This is a genomic window from Streptomyces sp. NPDC002911 (assembly GCF_053591835.1).
In genome coordinates this window covers 136,283-157,535 of record NZ_JBSFUO010000002.1, presented here as the reverse complement: position 1 = coordinate 157,535, position 21,253 = coordinate 136,283, and the positions used below count along the sequence as shown (strand labels likewise).

The following is a 21,253-nucleotide window of genomic DNA, read 5'->3' as shown; positions in this document are numbered from 1 at the left end:
CATCCTCATGGGGAACAAGGGGAACTCAATGTCGTTCATCGGCCGTGACATGGCTATCGACCTCGGGACTGCCAACACGCTGGTGTACGTCAGGGGGCGCGGCATCGTTCTGAACGAGCCGTCCGTCGTGGCCATCAACACCAACACCGGCGGAATCCTGGCGGTCGGCGCCGAGGCAAAGAAGATGATCGGCCGCACGCCGGGGAACATCGTTGCCGTGCGGCCCCTGAAGGACGGCGTGATCGCCGACTTCGAGATCACGGAGCGTATGCTCCGCTACTTCATCCTGAAGATTCACAAGCGCCGCTACCTGGCCCGCCCGCGGGTCGTCGTCTGTGTGCCCTCCGGCATCACAGGGGTCGAGCGACGCGCCGTCATCGAGGCATCGACGCAGGCCGGCGCGCGTCAGGTGCACATCATCGAGGAGCCCATGGCCGCAGCCATCGGCTCGGGCCTGCCGGTCCACGAGGCCACCGGCAACATGGTCGTCGACATCGGTGGCGGCACCACCGAGGTCGCGGTGATCTCGCTCGGCGGAATCGTCACCGCCCAGTCGATCCGGGTCGCCGGTGACGAGCTGGACAACGCGATCATCCAGCACATCAAGAAGGAGTACTCCCTCCTCCTCGGTGAGCGCACCGCCGAACAGATCAAGATCACGATCGGCTCGGCGTTCGAGATGGAGAAGGACGAGCACACCGAGATCCGCGGACGTGACCTGGTCTCGGGCCTGCCCAAGACCGTCGTGATCTCCGCGACCGAGGTGCGCAAGGCCATCGAGGAACCAGTCAACGCGATCGTCGACGCGGTGAAGACGACCCTCGACAAGTGCCCGCCGGAGCTCTCGGGCGACATCATGGACCGCGGCATCGTCCTCACCGGCGGCGGCGCGCTCCTGCGCGGGCTCGACGAGCGCCTCCGCCACGAGACGGGCATGCCGATTCACATCGCCGAGGACCCGCTGGACTCGGTGGCGCTCGGATCCGGTAAGTGCGTCGAGGAGTTCGAGGCACTCCAGCAGGTGCTGGACGCGCAGCCCCGACGGTAGAAGACAACGTTCCGCCGTACGGGCACTGCCGTCCCGTACGGCGGAACGTTGGTATACAGGCACGAACATTCCGACGAGGAAGGCACGGCCGCCGCACGTGAGGGACACACGAGAGAGCCGGCTGCTCCTGGTGCTGCTGATCGCCATCGCATTCGCCCTGATCACGGTCGATATCCGCGGTGGCGAGGAGTCACCGGTGGACGGAGCCCGGCAGGCCGCCGCCACGGTCTTCGGACCGGTCGAGAACGGCGTCGCGGCCGCGGTGGACCCGGTGGGCAACGCCATCGGCGCCGTACGGGACTCCGGTGACCGGCACGACCGGATCGCGGCCCTGGAGCACGAGAACGCCGAGCTGAAGACGCAGCTCGGCAGCGATGACCGCAACGCCAGCAAGGTCCGCCAGCTCGACTCCATGCTGAAGAGCGCGGGAGCCGGCCAGTACGGCATCAAGGCCGCGCAGGTCATCGCCATAGGAGCGGCCCAGGGCTTCTCCTGGACCATCACCATCGACGCCGGGGCGGACGACGGCCTCCAGCGCGACATGACCGTACTGAACGGTGAAGGGCTCGTCGGCCGGGTCACCACCGTCGGTCCCGGCACCGCGACCGTCCTGCTTGCCAACGACCCCGACTTCACCGTCGGCACCCGGATGGAGAAGACCGACGAGCTCGGCTTCGCCAACGGACAGGGATCCCGGCCGCTCTCGGTCCAGTTCCTCAACGGCAAGGCCGACGTGAAGAAGGGCGACCGGCTGGTCACCTTCGGCTCGAGCAAGGACAAGCCCTTCGTCCCCGGCGTGCCGGTCGGCGAGGTCGTCCGCGTCGACCCGTCCGGCGGCGACCTGACCCGGACCGTCTACGTCCGCCCGTACGTCGGCTTCACCAAGCTCGACATCGTGGGCATCGTCGTCCAGGCGCCCCGCGAGGACCCCCGCGACATGGTCCTGCCGAAGCAGCCCGAGAAGCCGGAGAAGTCCAAGCCCACCCCGACCGTCACCGTCACCGTCCAGCCGAACGGCGACCTCGTCGACGGCAGCGGACAGGTCGTCGGAAACGTCAACGAGAAGCCCGACGCGTCCGCGTCCCCGGGCGCTTCACCGGACGCCTCCGGCGACGCCGACACGGCCGCCGGTGACGCGGCGAACGAGCAGGAACAGGGCTGATCCCCATGCGCTTGAACAGGACTCTGCTCTCCGTCGCCCTGGTCGTGGTCGCCCTCGTCCTCCAGGTCGCCGTACTTGCCCGTCTTCAGCTCCCCGGCGCCACCCCCGACCTGCTGCTTCTCGTCGTTCTCGGACTCGCGTTCGTCTACGGGCCCGTCAGCGGAACCCTCATCGGCTTCGGTGCGGGCCTCCTCGCCGATCTGGCACCGCCCGCCGACCACGCCGCCGGGCGCTACGCCCTGGTGCTCTGCGTCATCGGCTACCTCGCCGGAATGGCCCGACCCGAGAACGGCCAGCTCAAGTCGGCGTTCACCCCGATGGCCTTCGTCGTCGCCGCTGCGCTCGGATCGACCCTGCTGTACGCCGGTGTCGGCTCCCTCGTCGGCGACACGGCCGCCCGTCATGTGGGCCTGGGCAGCCTGTTGGTCACCGCAGCGGTGTACGACCTGCTCCTGGCGCCGTTCACCGTTCCGCTGATCATGGCGCTCGCCAGACGCACCGAGAACGACCCGGTTGCCGACAGTTCCGGCAGCGGCGACGTCGCCGCCGGCTGGCTGGCCTCGGGCACCGGGCTGCGGATCGGCAGCCAGCGGGGCGGGATGCGCCTGAGGGCCGCCCGCAGCCGCGCCGCACGTGCAGGAAGGATCAAGGGGGTCAAGCGACTGTGAGGCTGCGTTCTTCCGGGGGTAACCCCCGTACCCCCGGCCGACCCACCACCACCGGGGGCGCCCCGTGAGCAACATCCCGGAGACCGGCCGGACCCCGCGGGTCCAGATCCGTCTCGTCGTCATCCAGGTCCTCGTCTTCTCCCTGCTCCTGACGCTCGGTGGGCGGCTCTGGTACCTCCAGATCCGCAACGGGCAGGAGTACACCGACGAGGCCAAGAACAATCACGTCCAGCAGGTCGTGCAGCCCGCCGTCCGCGGTTCCATCCTCGACGCGCGCGGCGTGCCCCTCGCCGACAACGAGACCCGCCTCGTCGTCTCCGCGAGCCGCACCGAGCTGATGAAGATGAAGGACGACGGCGTCGGCGTCCTCACGCGTCTGGCCGCCGTCCTCGGCATGAAGCCCGAGGACGTCCACGACAAGGTCCGGCTCTGCGACGCCAAGACCCCGCAGCCCTGCTGGAACGGCTCGCCCTACCAGCCGATCCCGGTCACCGACGAGGCCACCACCCAGCAGGCCCTCACGATCCGTGAGCGCGCCGAGGACTTCCCCGGCATCACGGCCGAACCCACCGCCGTACGCCGCTACGCCGCACCCGGCAAGGCCAACACCGCCCAGGTCCTCGGCTACCTCTCGCCCGTCACCGACCAAGAGGTCACCAAGGCACAGGACACCGATTCGCCCTACCTCCGCTCCGACCAGGTCGGCCGCTCCGGCCTGGAGCGCACCTACGACAAGGAGCTGCGCGGCAAGGCCGGCGTCACCCGCTACGAGGTCGACAACCTCGGCCGCGTCATCGGCGAGGCGCAGAACGACGAGGCCGAGCCCGGTTCCAGCGTCGTCACCTCCATCGACGCCCGGGTCCAGGCCGTCGCCGAGTACGAGCTCAACAAGGCGATGGAGACGGCCCGCAAGGAGATGGACCGCAACACCAACGAGCTGTACAAGGCGGACTCCGGCGCCGTCGTGGTCATGGAGGCCAAGACAGGCCGCATCGTGTCCATGGCGTCCCTGCCGACGTACGACCCCAACGCCTGGATCGGCGGTATCTCCGCCAAGGACTACGCGAAGCTCACCGGCAAGAAGTCCAACTTCCCGCTGCTGAACCGCGCCATCCAGGGAACCGCCGCACCCGGGTCGATCTTCAAGGTCATCTCCTCGACCGCCGCGGTCAACGCCGGATACGACTTCGACGGCAGCTACCCGTGCCCGAGCTCGTACTCCATCGGCGGCCAGGTCTTCAAGAACTTCGAGTCCCAGGGCTACGGCAGCATCAGCCTCGGGCGTGCCCTCGAGGTCTCCTGCGACACCGTCTACTACGGCCTGGCGCACAAGGAATGGGCGAAGGACGGGGGAAACAAGCCGAAGAAGAACCCGGGGGACTGGTTCTACAAGACGGCCCACCAGTTCGGGCTCGGCAAGGAGACCGGCATCGACCTCCCCAACGAGGTCGCCGGCCGTGTTCCCGACCGCCAGTGGAAGCAGGACTTCTACGACGCCAACAAGGCGTCCTGGTGCAAGCAGGGCAAGAAGGACGGCACGTACGTCGAGAAGATCGCCTACGAAGGCTGCCTCGAGGGCAACAAGATGCGCGCCGGTGACTCCGTCAACTACTCGATCGGCCAGGGCGACACGCTCGTCACCCCCATACAGATGGCGACGATCTACGCCGCGATCTCCAACGGCGGAACCCTGTACGACCCGACCGTCGGCAAGGCGGTCGTCAGCGGCGACGGCAGGACCGTCCAGGAGATCGCACCCCAGGCCCACGGCAAGCTGCCGTTCAGGGGAGACACGCGCGACAAGATAGACGAAGCCCTCGCGGGAGTCGCGACCCGGGGCAGCGCCGCCTGGCGATTCGGCGGATGGCCCCAGGACAAGATCCCGATGCACGCCAAGACGGGCACCGCCGAGGTCTACGGCAAGCAGACGACCTCGTGGTTCGCCACGTACACCAAGGACTACTCGATCGTCATGACGATCTCCCAGGGTGGTACGGGTTCGGGCGCTTCGGGGCCGGCCGTACGCAACATCTACAACGCGCTCTACGGGCTCGACGCGAGCGGCAAGCAGGACCTCAAGAAGGCGCTGCTGCCCGCCCCGCAGAAGAACCTGCCCCATATCAAGCCGGACGGCCAGATCGAGTCGCCCAAGATCAGGCCTTACACCCCCGCGCCCGTCGACGACGGTACGCAGGCGCTCGCCGGCGCCCTCCCCGGGGCGCTGGGGAGGCGTGACTGATGGCAGGATTCTCCGTCTCGCGCTACGCCCCCGAACCGCGCTCCGCCTGGACCAAGCTCACCGCCCGCGACTCCGTCGTGCGGCGGCTGGACTGGCCGCTGCTCGGATCGGCCCTCGCGCTGTCCTTCGTCGGCTCGCTGCTGGTCTGGTCGGCGACCCGGGGCCGCGAGTCGCTCACCCACGGCGACCCGTACTACTTCCTGTTCCGGCACGCGCTCAACACCGGCATCGGCCTCGTGCTGATGATCGGCACCATCTGGCTCGGGCACCGCACCCTGCGGGGAGCGGTACCGGTCCTGTACGGCCTCTCGGTCGTGCTGGTCCTGGCGGTGCTCACTCCGCTCGGCGCCACCGTCAACGGCGCGCACGCCTGGATCGTCCTCCCCGCGGGCTTCTCGCTCCAGCCCTCGGAGTTCACCAAGATCACGATCATCCTCGGCATGGCGATGCTGCTCGCCGCCCGGGTCGACGCCGGTGACCAGGCGCATCCCGACCACCGGACCGTCGCCAAGGCGCTCGGCCTGGCGGTCGTCCCGATGGCGATCGTCATGCTGATGCCCGACCTCGGCTCCGTCATGGTCATGGCCGTCATCGTCCTCGGTGTGCTCCTCGCCTCCGGTGCCTCCAACCGCTGGATCTTCGGGCTCCTCGGCGCGGGCGCGGCCGGCGCGGTGGCCGTCTGGCAGCTCGGCGTGCTCGACGACTACCAGATCGCCCGCTTCGCGGCCTTCGCCAATCCGGCGCTCGACCCGGCAGGCGTGGGCTACAACACCAACCAGGCCCGTATCGCCATCGGTTCCGGCGGACTCACGGGAACGGGGCTGTTCAAGGGATCCCAGACGACGGGTCAGTTCGTCCCCGAACAGCAGACGGACTTCGTCTTCACCGTCGCGGGCGAGGAGCTCGGCTTCCTCGGAGCCGGACTGATCATCGTCCTGCTCGGCGTCGTCCTGTGGCGGGCCTGCCGTATCGCCCGCGGGACGACCGAGCTGTACGGGACGATCGTGGCCGCCGGCATCATCGCCTGGTTCGCCTTCCAGTCCTTCGAGAACATCGGGATGACACTCGGGATCATGCCGGTGGCCGGACTTCCGCTGCCGTTCGTGTCCTACGGAGGCTCGTCGATGTTCGCCGTCTGGGTGGCGATCGGACTACTCCAGTCGATCAAGGTGCAACGACCGATGTCGGCCTGACCAGTGAGACCGCCCGGCACATGCAGGGCGGACTCAGCTCCGCCCTGCATACCCGCGGACATCGCGGATAGATTCGTCATATGGCGGACTCAAAGCGTGAGATCGAGCGAAAGTACGAAGCGACTCCCGAGACCCGGCTGCCCGATCTGACCCGTGCGGCCGGGGTCTCGGCCGTCGTCCACCGCGGACCGAGCGAACTCGACGCGGTCTACTACGACACCGAGGACTTCCGGCTGGCAGCGGCCTCTCTCACGCTGCGCCGCAGAACGGGCGGGGACGACGCCGGGTGGCACCTCAAGATCCCCGTCTCCGCCGGCGTCCGCGACGAGATCCAGGCCCCGCTCACCGACTCCCTGCCGCCCGACCTCGGCGCGCTGCTCCGCTCCCGCGTACGGAACACGCCTGTGGCCCCCGTCGTACGGATCCTCTCCGCCCGGGACGTCCACCACCTCCTCGACGAGGACGGGGCCCTGCTCGCCGAGCTGAGCATCGACGAGGTCCTCGCGGAGCGCCTCACCGAGAAGGGGCACGGTGCCACCTCCGCGTGGACCGAGGTGGAGGTCGAGCTGGCCGACGACGGCGACCCCGCCCTCCTCGACGCCGTCGAGCGGCGGCTGCGCAAGGCTGGTGTCCGGCCCTCCGACGCCCCGTCCAAGCTGGCCAGGGCGCTGGCCGAGACCGCTCCGGGGAAGGGCTCGAAGATCCGGAAGGCCGCTTCCCCGAGTAGCGCCGGCGACCATGTACTCGCCTACGTATGCCGCCAGGTCGCCGCCCTCGTCGAGCTGGACCCCGCCGTACGCCGCGACCTGCCCGACAGCGTGCACCGCATGCGGGTCGCCACCCGCCGGCTGCGCAGTGCCTTCAGGACGTACCGCAAAATACTCGACCGGACCGTCACCGATCCGCTCCGCGAGGAGCTGAAGTGGCTCGCCGCCGAGCTCGGGGTCGACCGTGACCAGGAAGTCCTCGACGCACGGCTCCGCTCCCACGTCGCCGCTCTGCCCGCGCCCCTGCTCCTGGGGCCCGTGCGTGCCAGGCTGAAGCTCACGTCCGTCGCCAGGCGCACCGGTTCGCGGCAGCGGGTCACCTCCGTGCTCGACACGGAGCGCTACCTGGTCCTGCTGGACTCCCTCGACGCCCTCCTCGCCGACCCGCCCTTGCTCCCCGCCGCCGCGCGGTCACCACGGGACGCCCTGCCCCGTGCCGTGCTCAAGGACTACGAACGCCTCGCCACCCGCGTCGGGCAGGCCCTGGACCAGCCGCCGGGCGAGGACCGCGACGTGGCCATGCACGAGGCGCGCAAGGCCGCCAAGCGCGTCCGCTACGCCGCCGAGGCCGCCAGGCCCGCCCTGGGAAAGCCGGCCAAGAGGTTCGCCAAGCGGATGAAGTCCGTGCAGTCGGTCCTCGGCGACCACCAGGACAGCGTCGTGGCCCGGAACGCCCTGCGCACCCTGGCGGCCCAGGCGCACGGCGCGGGGGAGTCCGCGTTCACCTGGGGGCTGCTGTACGGCCGGGAGGAGGCCGCGGCGGCTGCACGGGAACGCGAGCTTCCCGGGACCTGGGCCCGGGCGTCCCGCCCCGGACTGCGCGCGGCGCTGAAGGGCTGAGTACCGGGTTACGCTTGATGGTCACCCCTGCCAGCTACGAAGGTCCACAGATGTCTGCCGAGTCGGTCTTCCCGCAGCTCGAAGCTCTGCTCCCGCATGTGCAGAAGCCCATCCAGTACGTCGGCGGTGAGCTGAACTCCACCGTCAAACCGTGGGACGAATGCGACGTCCGCTGGGCACTCATGTACCCGGACGCCTACGAGGTCGGACTCCCCAACCAGGGCGTCATGATCCTCTACGAAGTGCTCAACGAGCGCGAGGGCGTTCTCGCCGAGCGCACGTACAGCGTGTGGCCGGACCTCGAGGAGCTGATGCGCGAGCACAAGGTGCCGCAGTTCACCGTGGACAGCCACCGTCCCGTCGGCGCCTTCGACGTGTTCGGCCTCAGCTTCTCCACCGAGCTCGGCTACACCAACATGTTCACGGCCCTGGACCTCGCGGGCATCCCGCTGGAGTCCAAGGACCGCACCGTCGATCACCCGATCGTGCTGGCGGGCGGCCACGCCGCCTTCAACCCCGAGCCGATCGCGGACTTCATCGACTGCGCGGTCATCGGCGACGGTGAGCAGGCCGTCCTGGAGATCACCGAGATCATCCGTGCGTGGAAGGCCGAGGGCCGGCCCGGCGGCCGCGAGGAGGTGCTGTTCCGCCTCGCGAGGACGGGCGGCGTCTACGTCCCCGGCTTCTACGACGTCGAATACCTCCCCGACGGCCGCATCGGCCGCGTCGTGCCCAACAAGTCCGGCGTGCCGTGGCGCGTGTCCAAGCACACCGTCATGGACCTCGACGAATGGCCGTACCCCAAGCAGCCGCTCGTCCCCCTCGCCGAGACCGTCCACGAGCGGATGTCCGTGGAGATCTTCCGCGGCTGCACCCGCGGCTGCCGTTTCTGTCAGGCCGGCATGATCACGCGCCCCGTGCGGGAGCGAAGCATCACCGGCATCGGCGAGATGGTGGAGAAGGGGCTCAAGGCCACCGGCTTCGAGGAGGTCGGCCTCCTGTCGCTCTCCTCCGCGGACCACAGCGAGATCGGTGAGATCGCCAAGGGCCTCGCCGATCGGTACACCGACGACAAGATCGGCCTCTCGCTGCCCTCCACCCGCGTCGACGCGTTCAACGTGGACCTGGCCAACGAACTGACCCGCAACGGCCGCAGGTCCGGCCTCACCTTCGCCCCCGAGGGTGGCTCCGAGCGCATGCGCAAGGTCATCAACAAGATGGTCTCGGAGGAGGACCTGATCCGCACGGTCGCCACCGCGTACGGCAACGGCTGGCGCCAGGTGAAGCTGTACTTCATGTGCGGTCTGCCCACCGAGACCGACGAGGACGTCCTCCAGATCGGCGACATGGCGGTCAACGTCATCGCCAAGGGCCGCGAGGTCTCCGGGCAGAACGACATCCGCTGCACCGTCTCCATCGGCGGCTTCGTGCCCAAGCCGCACACCCCCTTCCAATGGGCTCCGCAGCTCGGCGCCGAGGAGACCGACGCCCGGCTGAAGAAGCTCCGGGACAAGATCCGCGACGACAAGAAGTACGGCCGCTCCATCGGCTTCCGCTACCACGACGGCAAGCCCGGCATCGTCGAGGGCCTGCTCTCCCGCGGTGACCGCCGGGTCGGCTCCGTCATCCGCGAGGTCTACGAATCCGGCGGCCGTTTCGACGGCTGGCGCGAGCACTTCAGCTACGACCTCTGGATGAAGAGCGCCGAGAAGACGCTCCCCGCCTTCGGCGTCGACGTCGACTGGTACACCACCCGCGAGCGGACGTACGAGGAGGTCCTGCCCTGGGACCACCTGGACTCCGGCCTCGACAAGGACTGGCTCTGGGAGGACTGGCAGGACTCGCTCGACGAGACCGAGGTCGAGGACTGCCGCTGGACGCCGTGCTTCGACTGCGGGGTGTGCCCGCAGCTCGACCTGGACATCCAGATCGGCCCCACCGGCAAGAAACTCCTGCCGTTGACGGTAGTCAAGTAGACCATCGGGCGACAGCCGGTGACGTAAGCCCGGCCCGGGAAACTCCGGGCCGGGCTTACGCGTCCTCCACGGCATGGACCTGGAGGAGCAGCACCGCACACCCGCGCCGTACCAAGGCGAGGAGGGCTGTCCGACGGTCCTCGTCAGAATTCCGGTGAGGATCGTGGTGCTGGTCCTGGTCCTGCCCGTACGCGTGCTCTCGGACGTCCTCGTCGCGGGTGGCCGTGTCGCCGGAGCGGGTGCGCGACGAGGTCTGGGCACCCGCCGAGCGGGCCGCGCTGGAAGGCGGGACGCGCGGGCTCGCAGCGCCCTGGCATCGGCCCGGGAGGCCCTCCGCGCGGCGCGCAGGGTGGCGGGCGCTGGTGGGAGCACCGCAGGTCACGGAGGCGCGGAAACTCGACGGGTCCGCTGCGCGTACCCTGGGTAGGACAACGACTGTCCCCAGCGCGGCGTCCGCATCCGAGATCTCCCTGCTTGCCGACGAAACCGTCAAGCGGGGGTGAGCCGGAGTGGCACCCCGGGGCACCCCGTATTTCGTGGGCGGCCGCCACCACGGCAGCCCCGCACCGAGGAGAAGAACCACTGGGCAAGCGACAGCCCGAAGGCCCGCCGCCCGCACCGGCGGTGCAGCGCATCCGACTGCGTTACACCAAGCGGGGCCGCCTCCGGTTCACCAGCCACAGAGACTTCCAGCGAGCCTTCGAGCGGGCGCTGCGCCGCTCCGAGGTCCCCATGGCCTACTCGGCGGGCTTCACCCCGCACCCGAAGGTGTCGTACGCCAACGCCGCCCCCACGGGCACGGGCAGCGAGGCCGAGTTCCTGGAGATCGCCCTCACCGAGGCGCGGGATCCTGACACCCTGCGCACGCTGCTCGACGCGTCGATGCCCGAAGGCCTCGACGTCATCGACGCGGTGGAGGTCCGCACCTCCGGCCTCGCCGACCGGCTGACCGCCTCCGTATGGGAGATGCGGCTGGACGGGGTCGGCGTTCAGGACGCCGAAAAGGCCGTCGCCGCCTTCCTGGCCGCCGAGACCGTCGAGGTCCAGCGCCGCGCCAAGAACGGCATGCGGACCTTCGACGCCCGTGCGGCCGTGGTCGGCCTGGAGGCCCTTGATCCACAGGCTGATAGGTCCGGGGACGGGCCCTGTGCGATACTGCGGCTGGTAGTACGGCACGTGACACCTGCCGTGCGACCCGACGACGTCCTGTCCGGTCTCCGAGCTGTGGCCGACCTAACGCCGCCGGTCCCCGCAGCGGTGACCAGGCTGGCGCAGGGGCTCTTCGACGAGGAGTCCGGCACGGTGACCGACCCGCTCGCGCCCGACCGCGAGGCAGCCCCGGCCGTTTCCACGGCCGATCCGGCCGCCGCCGCGACGGTGCCGGAAGGTGCAGGTTCCGCGTAAGGCGGTCGTTGTAGCGCAGCCCTTGGACTCGGGAGCCACCTGGGTCGGGCCGCGCACCGCCCCATAAGACTTTCGCCAGGCCGTGCGTAGCGCGTACGGAACCGGCGAGCCAGACATCAGCTCCCGTGCGGCGCCCGCGCCCCGGACGGCGGTATCGCGCACATCACGCGAATCGCGTCGGACCGGAATCAGGTGTGGCGCCCGGGAGCGCGACGGGAGAACCGCCCGCATGCACGAGCCGAACGAACCCGGTACCACCGGGAACACCGACAACAACAACGCCCCCGGGGACAAGCTGCCGCCGCGCCGCAGGCGCCGCGCGGCATCCCGCCCCGCTGGGCCGCCTGGCGCGCAGGGTGCGGCCGCCGCGGAGGACGTCACGCCGGCCGTCCCTGCCGCTGCCGAAGAAATCGAGCCCGCCGCCGAGCCCGCGCCGCCGGTGCGTGCGCGTCGCCGTGCGGTCCGTAAGGCGACCGCTCCGGCGGGTGCGCCGGAGGCCGCCGAGGTCGTGGAGCCGGTCGCGGAGACCGCTCCGGCCGAGGTGGAGGCCGAGGAACCCGCCGAGGTGGAGGCCGAGGAAACGGCAGAGCCTGCCGCCGAGCCCGCGCCGCCGGTGCGTGCGCGTCGCCGTGCGGTCCGTAAGGCGACCGCTCCGGCGGGTGCGCCGGAGGCCGCCGAGGTCGTGGAGCCGGTCGCGGAGACCGCCCCGGACGAGGAGGAGGCCGAGGAGACCGCCGAGGCGCCCGTCGTCGAGGCCCCCGCAGCGGAGGCCCCCCGTGGCCGTCGCCGCGCCACCCGTAAGGCCACAGCTCCGGCAGGTGCCCCCCAGCAGCAGGCCGAGGCCGCCGCGCAGGACACCGTCGTGGCCGAGCCGGTGAAGACCCCGGAGCCCGTCGCCGAAGCCGCACCCGCGGAGGCCGAGGCCGCCGCCGCGCCGCGAGGCCGTGCCCGCCGCCGTGCCTCCGCTCCTGCCGGTGCGCCGCAGACCGCACAGCACACGGAAGCCCCGGCCGCGATCGTCGCCGAGCCGGTCGCGGAGCCCGTCGCCGAGCCCGCCCGGACCGAAGAGGTCACCGAGGCACCCGCCGCCGACGCTGCGCCCCCGTCGCGCCCTCGCCGTCGCGCATCCCGTAAGGCGAGCGCTCCGGCCGGCTCCCCGCAGCCTGTCGAGGAGGTCGCCGAGGCGGCCGCAGAGAAGGGCGAGAGCCTGCCCGCCGCAGTGGCGGAGGAGCTGGCGTCCGAGACCGAGCAGGTCGAGGAGGCCGCGCCGCGAGGCCGCCAGCGCCGCCGGGCCGGCTCGGCCGCGGGCCGTCCCGAGTTCACCGGCAAGACCGAGGAGCCGGCCCGCAAGGGCCGTCGCGTGACGCGCCCCGCCGTGGCCGTGTTCCAGGCCCCGGTCTTCGCCGAGCCGATGTTCCAGACCCCGGAGACCGCGGCTGCCGCGGCGGCCGCCGTCGACTCCACTCCGGCGTACGACGAGAGCGACGAATACGAGGAGCAGAAGCCCGCCGACCGCGCGCCGCGCAAGGCCGAGGGCAGGCAGGCCGCTGAGGCCGCAGCTCCCGCCGAGGCCGCCGAGGCCGCGCCTCAGGGCGGTTCGCGCCGTCGCCGCCGCCGTCGTGGCGAGGCCGTCGAGACCGAACCGGCCGCGACCCCGGTCACGCTTCCGGCCGAGCAGCCCGCCGCTGCCCCTGCCGCCACCTCCGTCGAGGACGAGCACGAGGCAGAGCCCGAGACGGACGCCGAGCACGAGGGCGAGGAGACGGACGAGTACGGGGACCGCCCCTCGCGCCGCCGTCGCCGTGGTGGCCGCCGCCGTCGTCGTGGTGAGGCGAACGACACGGACGACGCGGAGCAGCAGGACGATACCTCCGCGGACCACGCCGAGGACGAGCGGCAGGCCCAGGACGACGAGGACGACGAGGACCACGAGTCCTCCGCCGGGTCCAGCAGCAGCCGTCGTCGTCGCCGTCGTCGCCGCCGTAGCGGGGAGCCCTCGGGCGAGGAGACGGTCACGGGCGCGGACGACCCGGAGCGTACGGTCGTCAAGGTCCGCGAGCCGCGTAAGAAGGAGGCCGAGCGCGAGCCCGGCACCGGCTTCGACGAGGTCCAGTCCATCAAGGGCTCGACCCGCATGGAGGCCAAGAAGCAGCGCCGCCGAGAGGGGCGTGAGCAGGGCCGCCGTCGGGTCCCGATCATCACCGAGGCCGAGTTCCTGGCCCGCCGCGAGGCGGTCGAGCGCGTCATGGTCGTCCGTCAGAGCGGCGAGCGGACCCAGATCGGCGTCCTCGAGGACAACGTGCTCGTCGAGCACTACGTCAACAAGGAGCAGGCCACCAGCTACGTCGGCAACGTCTACCTGGGCAAGGTGCAGAACGTGCTGCCGTCCATGGAGGCCGCGTTCGTCGACATCGGCAAGGGCCGCAACGCCGTCCTGTACGCGGGAGAGGTCAACTTCGAGGCGCTCGGCATGGCCCATGGGCCGCGCCGTATCGAGACCGCGTTGAAGTCCGGCCAGTCCGTCCTCGTCCAGGTGACGAAGGACCCGATCGGCCACAAGGGCGCCCGCCTGACCAGCCAGGTCTCGCTGCCCGGCCGGTACCTGGTCTACGTGCCCGAGGGTTCGATGACCGGCATCAGCCGCAAGCTGCCCGACACCGAACGCGCCCGGCTGAAGACCATCCTCAAGAAGATCGTTCCCGAGGACGCGGGCGTCATCGTGCGCACCGCCGCCGAGGGCGCGAGCGAGGACGAGCTGCGCCGCGACGTCGAGCGGCTGCAGGGCCAGTGGGACGAGATCCAGAAGAAGTCCAAGAACACCAGCAGCTCGAATGCACCGACGCTGCTCTACGGCGAGCCGGACATGACCGTCCGGGTCGTCCGGGACATCTTCAACGAGGACTTCTCGAAGGTGATCGTCAGCGGTGACGACGCCTGGGAGACCATCCACGGCTATGTCTCGCACGTGGCACCGGACCTGACGGACCGGCTGTCGCGCTGGACCTCCGAGGTCGACGTCTTCGCGACGTACCGCATCGACGAGCAGCTGATGAAGGCGCTGGACCGCAAGGTCTACCTGCCGAGCGGCGGCTCGCTGGTGATCGACAAGACCGAGGCGATGGTCGTCGTCGACGTCAACACCGGTAAGTTCACCGGTCAGGGCGGGAACCTCGAGGAGACCGTCACCAAGAACAACCTGGAGGCGGCCGAGGAGATCGTGCGTCAGCTGCGGCTGCGCGACCTCGGTGGCATCGTCGTCGTCGACTTCATCGACATGGTGCTCGAGTCCAACCGGGATCTGGTGCTGCGGCGGCTGCTGGAGTGCCTGGGCCGCGACCGCACGAAGCACCAGGTCGCCGAGGTCACGTCGCTGGGCCTGGTCCAGATGACGCGTAAGCGGGTGGGCCAGGGTCTGCTGGAGTCCTTCTCCGAGACCTGTGTCCACTGCAACGGGCGCGGCGTGATCGTCCACATGGAGCAGCCCACGGCCGTCGGTGGCGGCGGTGGCAAGCGGTCCAAGAAGCGCGGCCGCGGCGGTGCCGGGCACGAGTACGAGCACGGCCAGGATTACGAGCACGCCGAGCAGCCGGCCGAGGTCGAGACCGAGGCCGAGGTGGCCGCCGAGGTCGCCGCCCCGCTGGCGCTGCCCGAGCCGGAGTTCGTCGCCGACGAGGAGCTCTACAGCAGCGCGGCCGAGGCCGAGGCGGCGGCGTCGCGCGGCCGTGGCCGTCGGCGCGCCACCCGGAAGGTCACGGCTCCGGCCGGCGCACCCGCCAAGGTGGCCGAGACCGCTCCGGCGGCTCCGGTGATCGAGGCGGAGCCGCAGCCCGAGCCGGCAGCCGAGACCCCGGTGGCGACTGCCGCCCCCGAGGCGGAGGCAGCAGCCCCCGAGGCCGCACCCCCGGCCCGCACGCGTCGCAGGGCGACCCGGAAGGCGACCGCTCCGGCGGGCTCGCCCAAGCAGGCCGACGTGACGCCGGCGGTGCATCCGGCCGAGCCCGCGGCGGAGCCCGTCGCGGTCGAGGACCCGGTCGTCGAGGCCCCCGCGGCCCCGGCGCCCGCTCCCTCGGAGGAGGCTCCGGCACCCGAGGCCCCGGCGGTTGAGGCTCCGGCAGCTGACGAGGAGTCCGCTCCGGCCGCCCCGCCGCGCGCCCGTCGCCGGGCGACCCGGAAGGCCACCGCTCCGGCGGGGTCTCCGGCCGGCACCGAAGAGGCAGCGGCCGTCGTGGTCACGGCTACCGGCTCCGACACGCCCGATGCCCCTGGCACCGACGAGGCCGAAGCGGAAACTCCGGTGAAGAAGGCCGCGGCGCGGAAGACCGCGAAGAAGGCCACGGCGAAGAAGGCGGCCACAAAGAAGACGGCCGCCAAGACGGTGGCGAAGAAGACCGCCGCGAAGAAGACGACGACGAAGAAGGCAGCGGCGAAGAAGACCGTCGCCGCCGAGCAGTCATCGCCTTCCGTGTCGGCTCCGGCTTCGTCCGACGACTCGGTGCCGACCGCCGACTGAGTAATCCGTGACCGCTCGTTCATCGATCCGTGTCCCGCCTCGAAGCCTTCGAGGCGGGACACGTCTTTTGTTTCAGAACTGATGCACAGGCGGGTAACAGGCCTGAAATCACCTGAGAAATTCCTGATAATGTGACGGCGGTCGCTGCCTGTGAAGTTCCTGCGAAGGAATTACGGTCAGTGACCGACCCGGTTCATCACCGACTGGGTCCTGTTTCCTCGGTAGGGCGTCGGCATTGCGCCGGTGGGGTTATGCGCGGCCTCGTGAGACGTCCCGCACCCCAGACCTCTGCCTGTGAAGAGCTTTTGGCGGTGTTCAAGGAGGATGTCCATGACGAGCATCAACGAGCAGCCGATTCCTGCTGCCCGCCCGGTCATCGGTGAAGAGGAGATCGAGGCCGCGGTACGTGTGCTGCGCAGCGGTCGCGTCGTGCAGGGCCCCGAGGTCGCGGCCTTCGAAGAGGGCTTCTCCGAGCTGGTCGACGGCCGTCACTGCGTCGCCGTCAACTCCGGTACCTCCGCGCTGCACATGCTCCTGCTCGCCCTCGGTATCGGCCCGGGCGACGAGGTGATCGTCCCTTCCTTCTCCTTCGCCGCCTCCGCCAACGCCGTCCGGCTGGTCGGCGCAGACGTGGTGTTCGCCGACATCGAGCCCGGCAGCTACGGTCTGGACCCGGCCGCCGTCGAGGCAGCCGTCACGCCGCGTACGGCCGCCGTCATGCCGGTGCATCTCTACGGTCATCCGGCGGCGATGGACAAGCTCATGCCCATCGCGCGGAAGCACAAACTCGCTGTTGTCGAGGACGCGTGCCAGGCACACGCCGCGGCCCTGAACGGCACCCCCGTCGGCGCTTTCGGTGAAGGCGGAACGTTCAGCTTCTACCCGACGAAGAACATGCACGCGCTCGAGGGCGGCATGGTCACCACGGCCGACGCCGAACTCGCCCGCACCCTGCGCCTCCTGCGTAACCAGGGCATGGAGCAGCGGTACGCCAACGAGATCGTCGGCGCCAACATGCGCATGACGGACGTGTCCGCCGCCGTCGGCCGCGTACAGCTCACCAAGGTGGGCGGCTGGACCGAGCAGCGCCGCGCCAACGCCGCGTACCTCGACGCGCACATCAGCGCCCCGAATGTCACCACGCCGCCGGTCGCCGAGGGCGCCCGCCACGTCTACCACCAGTACACGATCCGGGTGCAGGGCGACCGTGAGGCCGTGATGGCCAAGCTCACCGAGGCGGGCATCGGCAACGCCGTCTACTACCCGACCCCGATCCACCGGCTGAAGCCGTACTGGGAGCCGGACCAGAAGGCCGGCCGGAACTGGGACCTGCCCGAGACCGAGCGCGCCGCGGCCGAGGTCGTCTCGCTGCCCGTCCACCCGTCGCTCGGTGAGGGCGACCTCGAGCGCATCGCGAACGCAGTGAACGCACTGGGGGAGAGCTTGTGACCGCCGCCGTACTGAAGGCCGGCCTCGTCGGCCTCGGCTCCATGGGGCGTCACCACGCCCGCGTCCTCGCCGGTCTCGAAGGCGTGGAACTGGTCGGCGTCGTCGATCCGATGGGCGACAAGAACGGCTGGGCGCAGGGCGCACCCGTCCTGGCGACCGTCGAGGAGCTCATCGCGCTCGGCATCGACTACGCGGTCGTGGCCTGCCCGACCGCCCTGCACGAAGAGGTCGGCCTCCAGTTGGCCGACGCGGGCGTCTGCGCCCTGATCGAGAAGCCGCTGGCCGACACCGTCGAGGGCGCCCGCCGCCTCGTCGAGGCCTTCGAGTCGCGTGGCCTGGTGGCCGGCGTCGGCCACATCGAGCGCTGCAACCCGGCCCTGCTCTCGCTGCGCGGCCGTCTGGAGGCCGGCGAGCTGGGCGACGTCTTCCAGGTCGTCACCCGCCGCCAGGGTCCTTTCCCCCACCGCATCGCGGACGTCGGCGTGGTCAAGGACCTGGCCACGCACGACATCGACCTGACGGGCTGGGTGACCGGCCGGACGTACACCTCGATCGCGGCCCACACCGTCTCCAAGTCCGGCCGCCCGCACGAGGACATGGTCTCCGCGGTGGGTCAGCTCTCCGACGGCACGATGGTCAACCACCTGGTCAACTGGCTGAGCCCGCTCAAGGAGCGCTTCACGTCGGTCACCGGTGAGCGCGGCTGCTACATCGCCGACACCCTCACCGCCGACCTCACGTTCCACTCGAACGCCGCGGTGACCACCGAATGGGAGGCGCTGCGCGCGTTCCGCGGTGTCTCCGAGGGCGACATGATCCGCTACGCGATTCCGAAGCGCGAGCCGCTGCTGGTCGAGCACGAGCTCTTCCGGGACGCCGTGCTGGGCGAGCCGGCCGACATCTGCACCTTGCGGCAGGGGCTGCGTACCGTCGAGGTGGCGGCGGCGGTTCTGGAATCCGCGTCGACCGGGCGCTCCGTGCGGCTGGACGAGAGAGAGACAGAGGGCGTGGCCAATTGACCGCGCCCGATGTTTCCGTGGTCGTAGCCGTCTACAACACGATGCCGTATCTCACCGAGTGCCTGAACTCGCTCGTGGGACAGAGCATCGGTGTCGACCGGCTCGAGGTCATCGCAGTGGACGACGGGTCCACCGACGAGAGCGGCGCGGAACTGCACCGCTTCGCGGCGAGGTACCCGGGCACCGTCAAGGTCATCCACCAGGAGAACTCCGGTGGGCCGGCGGCACCGAGCAACCGTGCCCTGGAGGTGGCCACCGGACGATACGTGTATTTCATCGGTTCCGACGACTACCTGGGCGAGGAAGCCCTCGCGCGCATGGTGGGCTACGCCGACGAGCACGAGTCCGACGTGGTCATCGGCAAGATGGTCGGAACCAACGGCCGGTATGTGCACCAGAAGCTCTACAAGAAGAGCGATCCCGACATCAGCCTCTTCCGTTCGGAACTGCCGTTCACACTGGCGAACACGAAGCTCTTCCGCCGAGAGTTGGTGGAGCGGCACGGGCTGCGTTTTCCCGAGGACCTGCCGGTGGGCAGCGACCAGCCGTTCACCATCGAGGCGTGCGTCCGGGCCCGGAAGATCTCGGTCCTCTCGGACTACACCTTCTACTACGCGGTGAAGCGCCAAGACGCCGGCAACATCACGTACCGGGCCGATCACCTCTCCCGGCTGCGCTGCACCACGAAGATCATGGAACATGCCGCCTCGCTGGTGGAAGCGGGACCCGACCGGGACGCGCTCTTCAAGCGGCACTTCACCTGGGAGCTCGCCAAACTCATCCAGGACGACTTCCTCGTGCTCGACGCCACAACCCGGCGGGAGGTCTGCAAGGGCGTCGCCGCACTCGCCGACGAGTACCTCACCGACGAGCTCAGGGACTCCCTGGACGTCAAGCGCCGGGTGCGGATCTGCCTCGCGCAGGCGGGAGCCGTGGACGAACTGGTCCGCGCCATCACCGAAGAGGCGGAGCACGGGGCCCCGCCCTTCCACCTCGAGGACGGCCGGGCGTTCGCGATGTACCCCGGCTTCCGCGACGGAACCCTGGGCGTTCCCGACCGCGTCTACGAACTGGTCGGTGAGGCCGTGCCCGGACGGCTGGCGCAGGGGACCGAGCTCATCGCCGCCGAATGGGACCAGGACGGCGACGATCTGTCTCTCGTGCTCACGGCCCGGACCGGTGTCCTCGGTGACACCAGCTCCCTGACCGTGCGCCTGGCAAAGGGGGCCATGCCCAAGAGCGCGGACAGGCCCGGGGCCCGCCGGCTTCCGTCCGGCCACGAACTCGCTGCTCCAGGAGGAGAGTTCAGCCGTAGGGCGACCGACGACGGCCGGGCGACGACGGTACGGGCCCGGATCCCCGTCCACGCCGCGAAGTCGAAGCTGGGCGTCCGTGTGTATGTGGACGTGGCAGGCTCGACCTACGAGATCCCGGTGAAGACCGGCGGAAAGCCGCTGCCCCTGGCCCGCCGCTGGCGGCAGGCGGTCCCGTACAGGGTGTCGGCGAACCAGAACCCCAAGGGCAGGCTCGTGATCACGACGGCGCCCCTGTGGGAGATCAAACCCGGTGCGGGCAAGCGGCTGCGCCACATGCTGTCCAGGCTGAAGAGGAAAGTATCCCGATGAACATCTGTGTAGTCGCGCTCGGCAAGATCGGCCTTCCGCTCGCCGTGCAGTTCGCTGCCAAGGGCCATACGGTCATCGGCGCGGACGTCAACGAGAAGGTCGTCGAGCTGGTCAACGCGGCCACCGAGCCGTTCCCCGGCGAGCACGACCTGGACGCCAAGCTCAAGGAGACCGTGGGCGCGGGCCTGCTCTCCGCGACGACGGACACCACGGCCGCGGTCGCCGCGTCCGACGCCGTCGTGGTCGTCGTCCCGCTCTTCGTGGACGCCGAGGGGACCCCGGACTTCGGCTGGATGGATTCGGCGACGAAGGCCATCGCCGCCGGCCTGAAGCCGGGCACCCTCGTCAGTTACGAGACCACCCTGCCGGTGGGCACCACGCGTACTCGCTGGGCGCCCATGCTCGCGGAGGGCTCCGGGCTCACCCCGGGACGCGACTTCCACCTCGTCTTCTCCCCGGAGCGCGTGCTGACCGGCCGCGTCTTCGCCGACCTGCGCCGCTACCCCAAGCTCGTCGGCGGCATCGACGAGGGGTCCGCGCAGCGCGGTGTGGAGTTCTACGAGGCCGTGCTCGACTTCGACGACCGTGAGGACCTGCCGCGCCCGAACGGCGTCTGGGACCTCGGTACGGCGGAGGCATCCGAACTCGCGAAGCTCGCCGAGACCACCTACCGCGACGTCAACATCGGTCTGGCGAACCAGTTCGCCCGGTTCGCCGACAAGAACGACATCGACATCAAGAAGGTCATCGAGGCCTGTAACAGCCAGCCCTACAGCCATATCCACCAGCCGGGCATCGCCGTCGGCGGCCACTGCATCCCGATCTACCCGCGGATGTACCTGTGGAACGACCCGGAGGCGACTGTCGTGCGCTCGGCCCGTGAGGCCAATGCCGCGATGCCCGAGTACGCCGTCGACCTGCTGGCAGCCGCCTACGGGGACCTGGACGGTGTCGGGGTCCTGGTGCTGGGCGCCGCCTATCGCGGTGGCGTCAAGGAGACCGCCTTCTCCGGTGTCTTCGCAGTGGCGGAGGCGCTGAAGACGCGCGGCGCGGTGCCGTTCGTCTCGGACCCGATGTACACGCCCGAGGAGCTGACCGCGCACGGCCTCGTGCCGCACGAGGGCCAGACGGTCACCGCCGCGATCCTCCAGGCCGACCACGCGGAGTACCGCGAGCTGGCCGCCGCCGACCTGCCGGACGTACGCGTCCTGGTCGACGGCCGCCGTACGACGGACCCGGCCAACTGGACCGGTGTCCGCCGCGTCGTCATCGGCGGCTGAGTCCACCCGCACCGTTCGAGAGGCCCCGGCGGCTGTCGCCGGGGCCTCTCGCTGCCCAGGAAAGCGAGCATCG

The 21,253-nt window shown here is 70.3% G+C and carries 13 protein-coding genes; all 13 read left to right on the top strand.

The features are described 5' to 3' along the window. The first annotated feature begins 28 nt into the window (after positions 1-28). The 13 genes from ACWD04_RS03620 (at position 29) to ACWD04_RS03560 (ending at position 21,180) form a co-directional block, all read left to right on the top strand. Positions 29-1,048 (top strand): rod shape-determining protein, encoded by a 1,020-nt coding sequence (locus tag ACWD04_RS03620; RefSeq protein WP_451127699.1) that lies wholly within the window; start codon positions 29-31, stop codon positions 1,046-1,048. Between the two features lie 97 nt (positions 1,049-1,145). After that, complete coding sequence (gene mreC, locus ACWD04_RS03615) at positions 1,146-2,210, top strand: rod shape-determining protein MreC (protein WP_451127697.1); 1,065 nt, start codon at positions 1,146-1,148, stop codon at positions 2,208-2,210. Between the two features lie 5 nt (positions 2,211-2,215). After that, positions 2,216-2,878 carry a rod shape-determining protein MreD gene (mreD, locus tag ACWD04_RS03610; protein WP_451127695.1) on the top strand — a complete coding sequence of 221 codons (663 nt, stop codon included), beginning with the start codon at positions 2,216-2,218 and terminating at the stop codon, positions 2,876-2,878. Between the two features lie 64 nt (positions 2,879-2,942). Further along, positions 2,943-5,117, top strand: coding sequence for a penicillin-binding protein 2 (gene mrdA / locus ACWD04_RS03605; RefSeq protein WP_451127693.1), 2,175 nt, complete (start codon positions 2,943-2,945; stop codon positions 5,115-5,117). After that, entirely contained in the window at positions 5,117-6,310 is a 1,194-nt protein-coding gene (gene rodA / locus ACWD04_RS03600; RefSeq protein ID WP_451127691.1) for a rod shape-determining protein RodA, read from the top strand. The genes mrdA and rodA overlap by 1 nt, the downstream gene beginning before the upstream one ends. 80 nt (positions 6,311-6,390) lie before the next feature. Further along, entirely contained in the window at positions 6,391-7,917 is a 1,527-nt protein-coding gene (locus ACWD04_RS03595; protein ID WP_451127689.1) for a CYTH and CHAD domain-containing protein, read from the top strand. A gap of 50 nt (positions 7,918-7,967) precedes the next feature. Then, the gene (locus ACWD04_RS03590; protein ID WP_451127687.1) at positions 7,968-9,893 is read left to right on the top strand and encodes a TIGR03960 family B12-binding radical SAM protein; all 1,926 of its coding nucleotides are present in this window, start codon (positions 7,968-7,970) and stop codon (positions 9,891-9,893) included. Between the two features lie 624 nt (positions 9,894-10,517). Further along, positions 10,518-11,297: a TIGR03936 family radical SAM-associated protein gene (locus ACWD04_RS03585; RefSeq protein ID WP_451127685.1), complete on the top strand. Its 780-nt coding sequence runs from the start codon at positions 10,518-10,520 to the stop codon at positions 11,295-11,297. A 229-nt stretch (positions 11,298-11,526) separates the two neighbouring features. Continuing rightward, entirely contained in the window at positions 11,527-15,807 is a 4,281-nt protein-coding gene (locus ACWD04_RS03580; protein WP_451127683.1) for an Rne/Rng family ribonuclease, read from the top strand. 330 nt (positions 15,808-16,137) lie between these two features. Continuing rightward, complete coding sequence (locus ACWD04_RS03575) at positions 16,138-17,256, top strand: DegT/DnrJ/EryC1/StrS family aminotransferase (RefSeq protein ID WP_451127681.1); 1,119 nt, start codon at positions 16,138-16,140, stop codon at positions 17,254-17,256. Further along, positions 17,253-18,275 carry a Gfo/Idh/MocA family protein gene (locus ACWD04_RS03570; RefSeq protein ID WP_451127679.1) on the top strand — a complete coding sequence of 341 codons (1,023 nt, stop codon included), beginning with the start codon at positions 17,253-17,255 and terminating at the stop codon, positions 18,273-18,275. The genes ACWD04_RS03575 and ACWD04_RS03570 overlap by 4 nt, the downstream gene beginning before the upstream one ends. After that, on the top strand, positions 18,272-19,900 hold the full coding sequence (locus ACWD04_RS03565) for a glycosyltransferase family 2 protein (protein ID WP_451127677.1): 1,629 nt from the start codon (positions 18,272-18,274) through the stop codon (positions 19,898-19,900). The genes ACWD04_RS03570 and ACWD04_RS03565 overlap by 4 nt, the downstream gene beginning before the upstream one ends. Continuing rightward, entirely contained in the window at positions 19,897-21,180 is a 1,284-nt protein-coding gene (locus ACWD04_RS03560) for a nucleotide sugar dehydrogenase (protein WP_451127675.1), read from the top strand. Before ACWD04_RS03565 ends, ACWD04_RS03560 begins: the two co-directional genes overlap by 4 nt. Positions 21,181-21,253 lie beyond the last annotated feature (73 nt).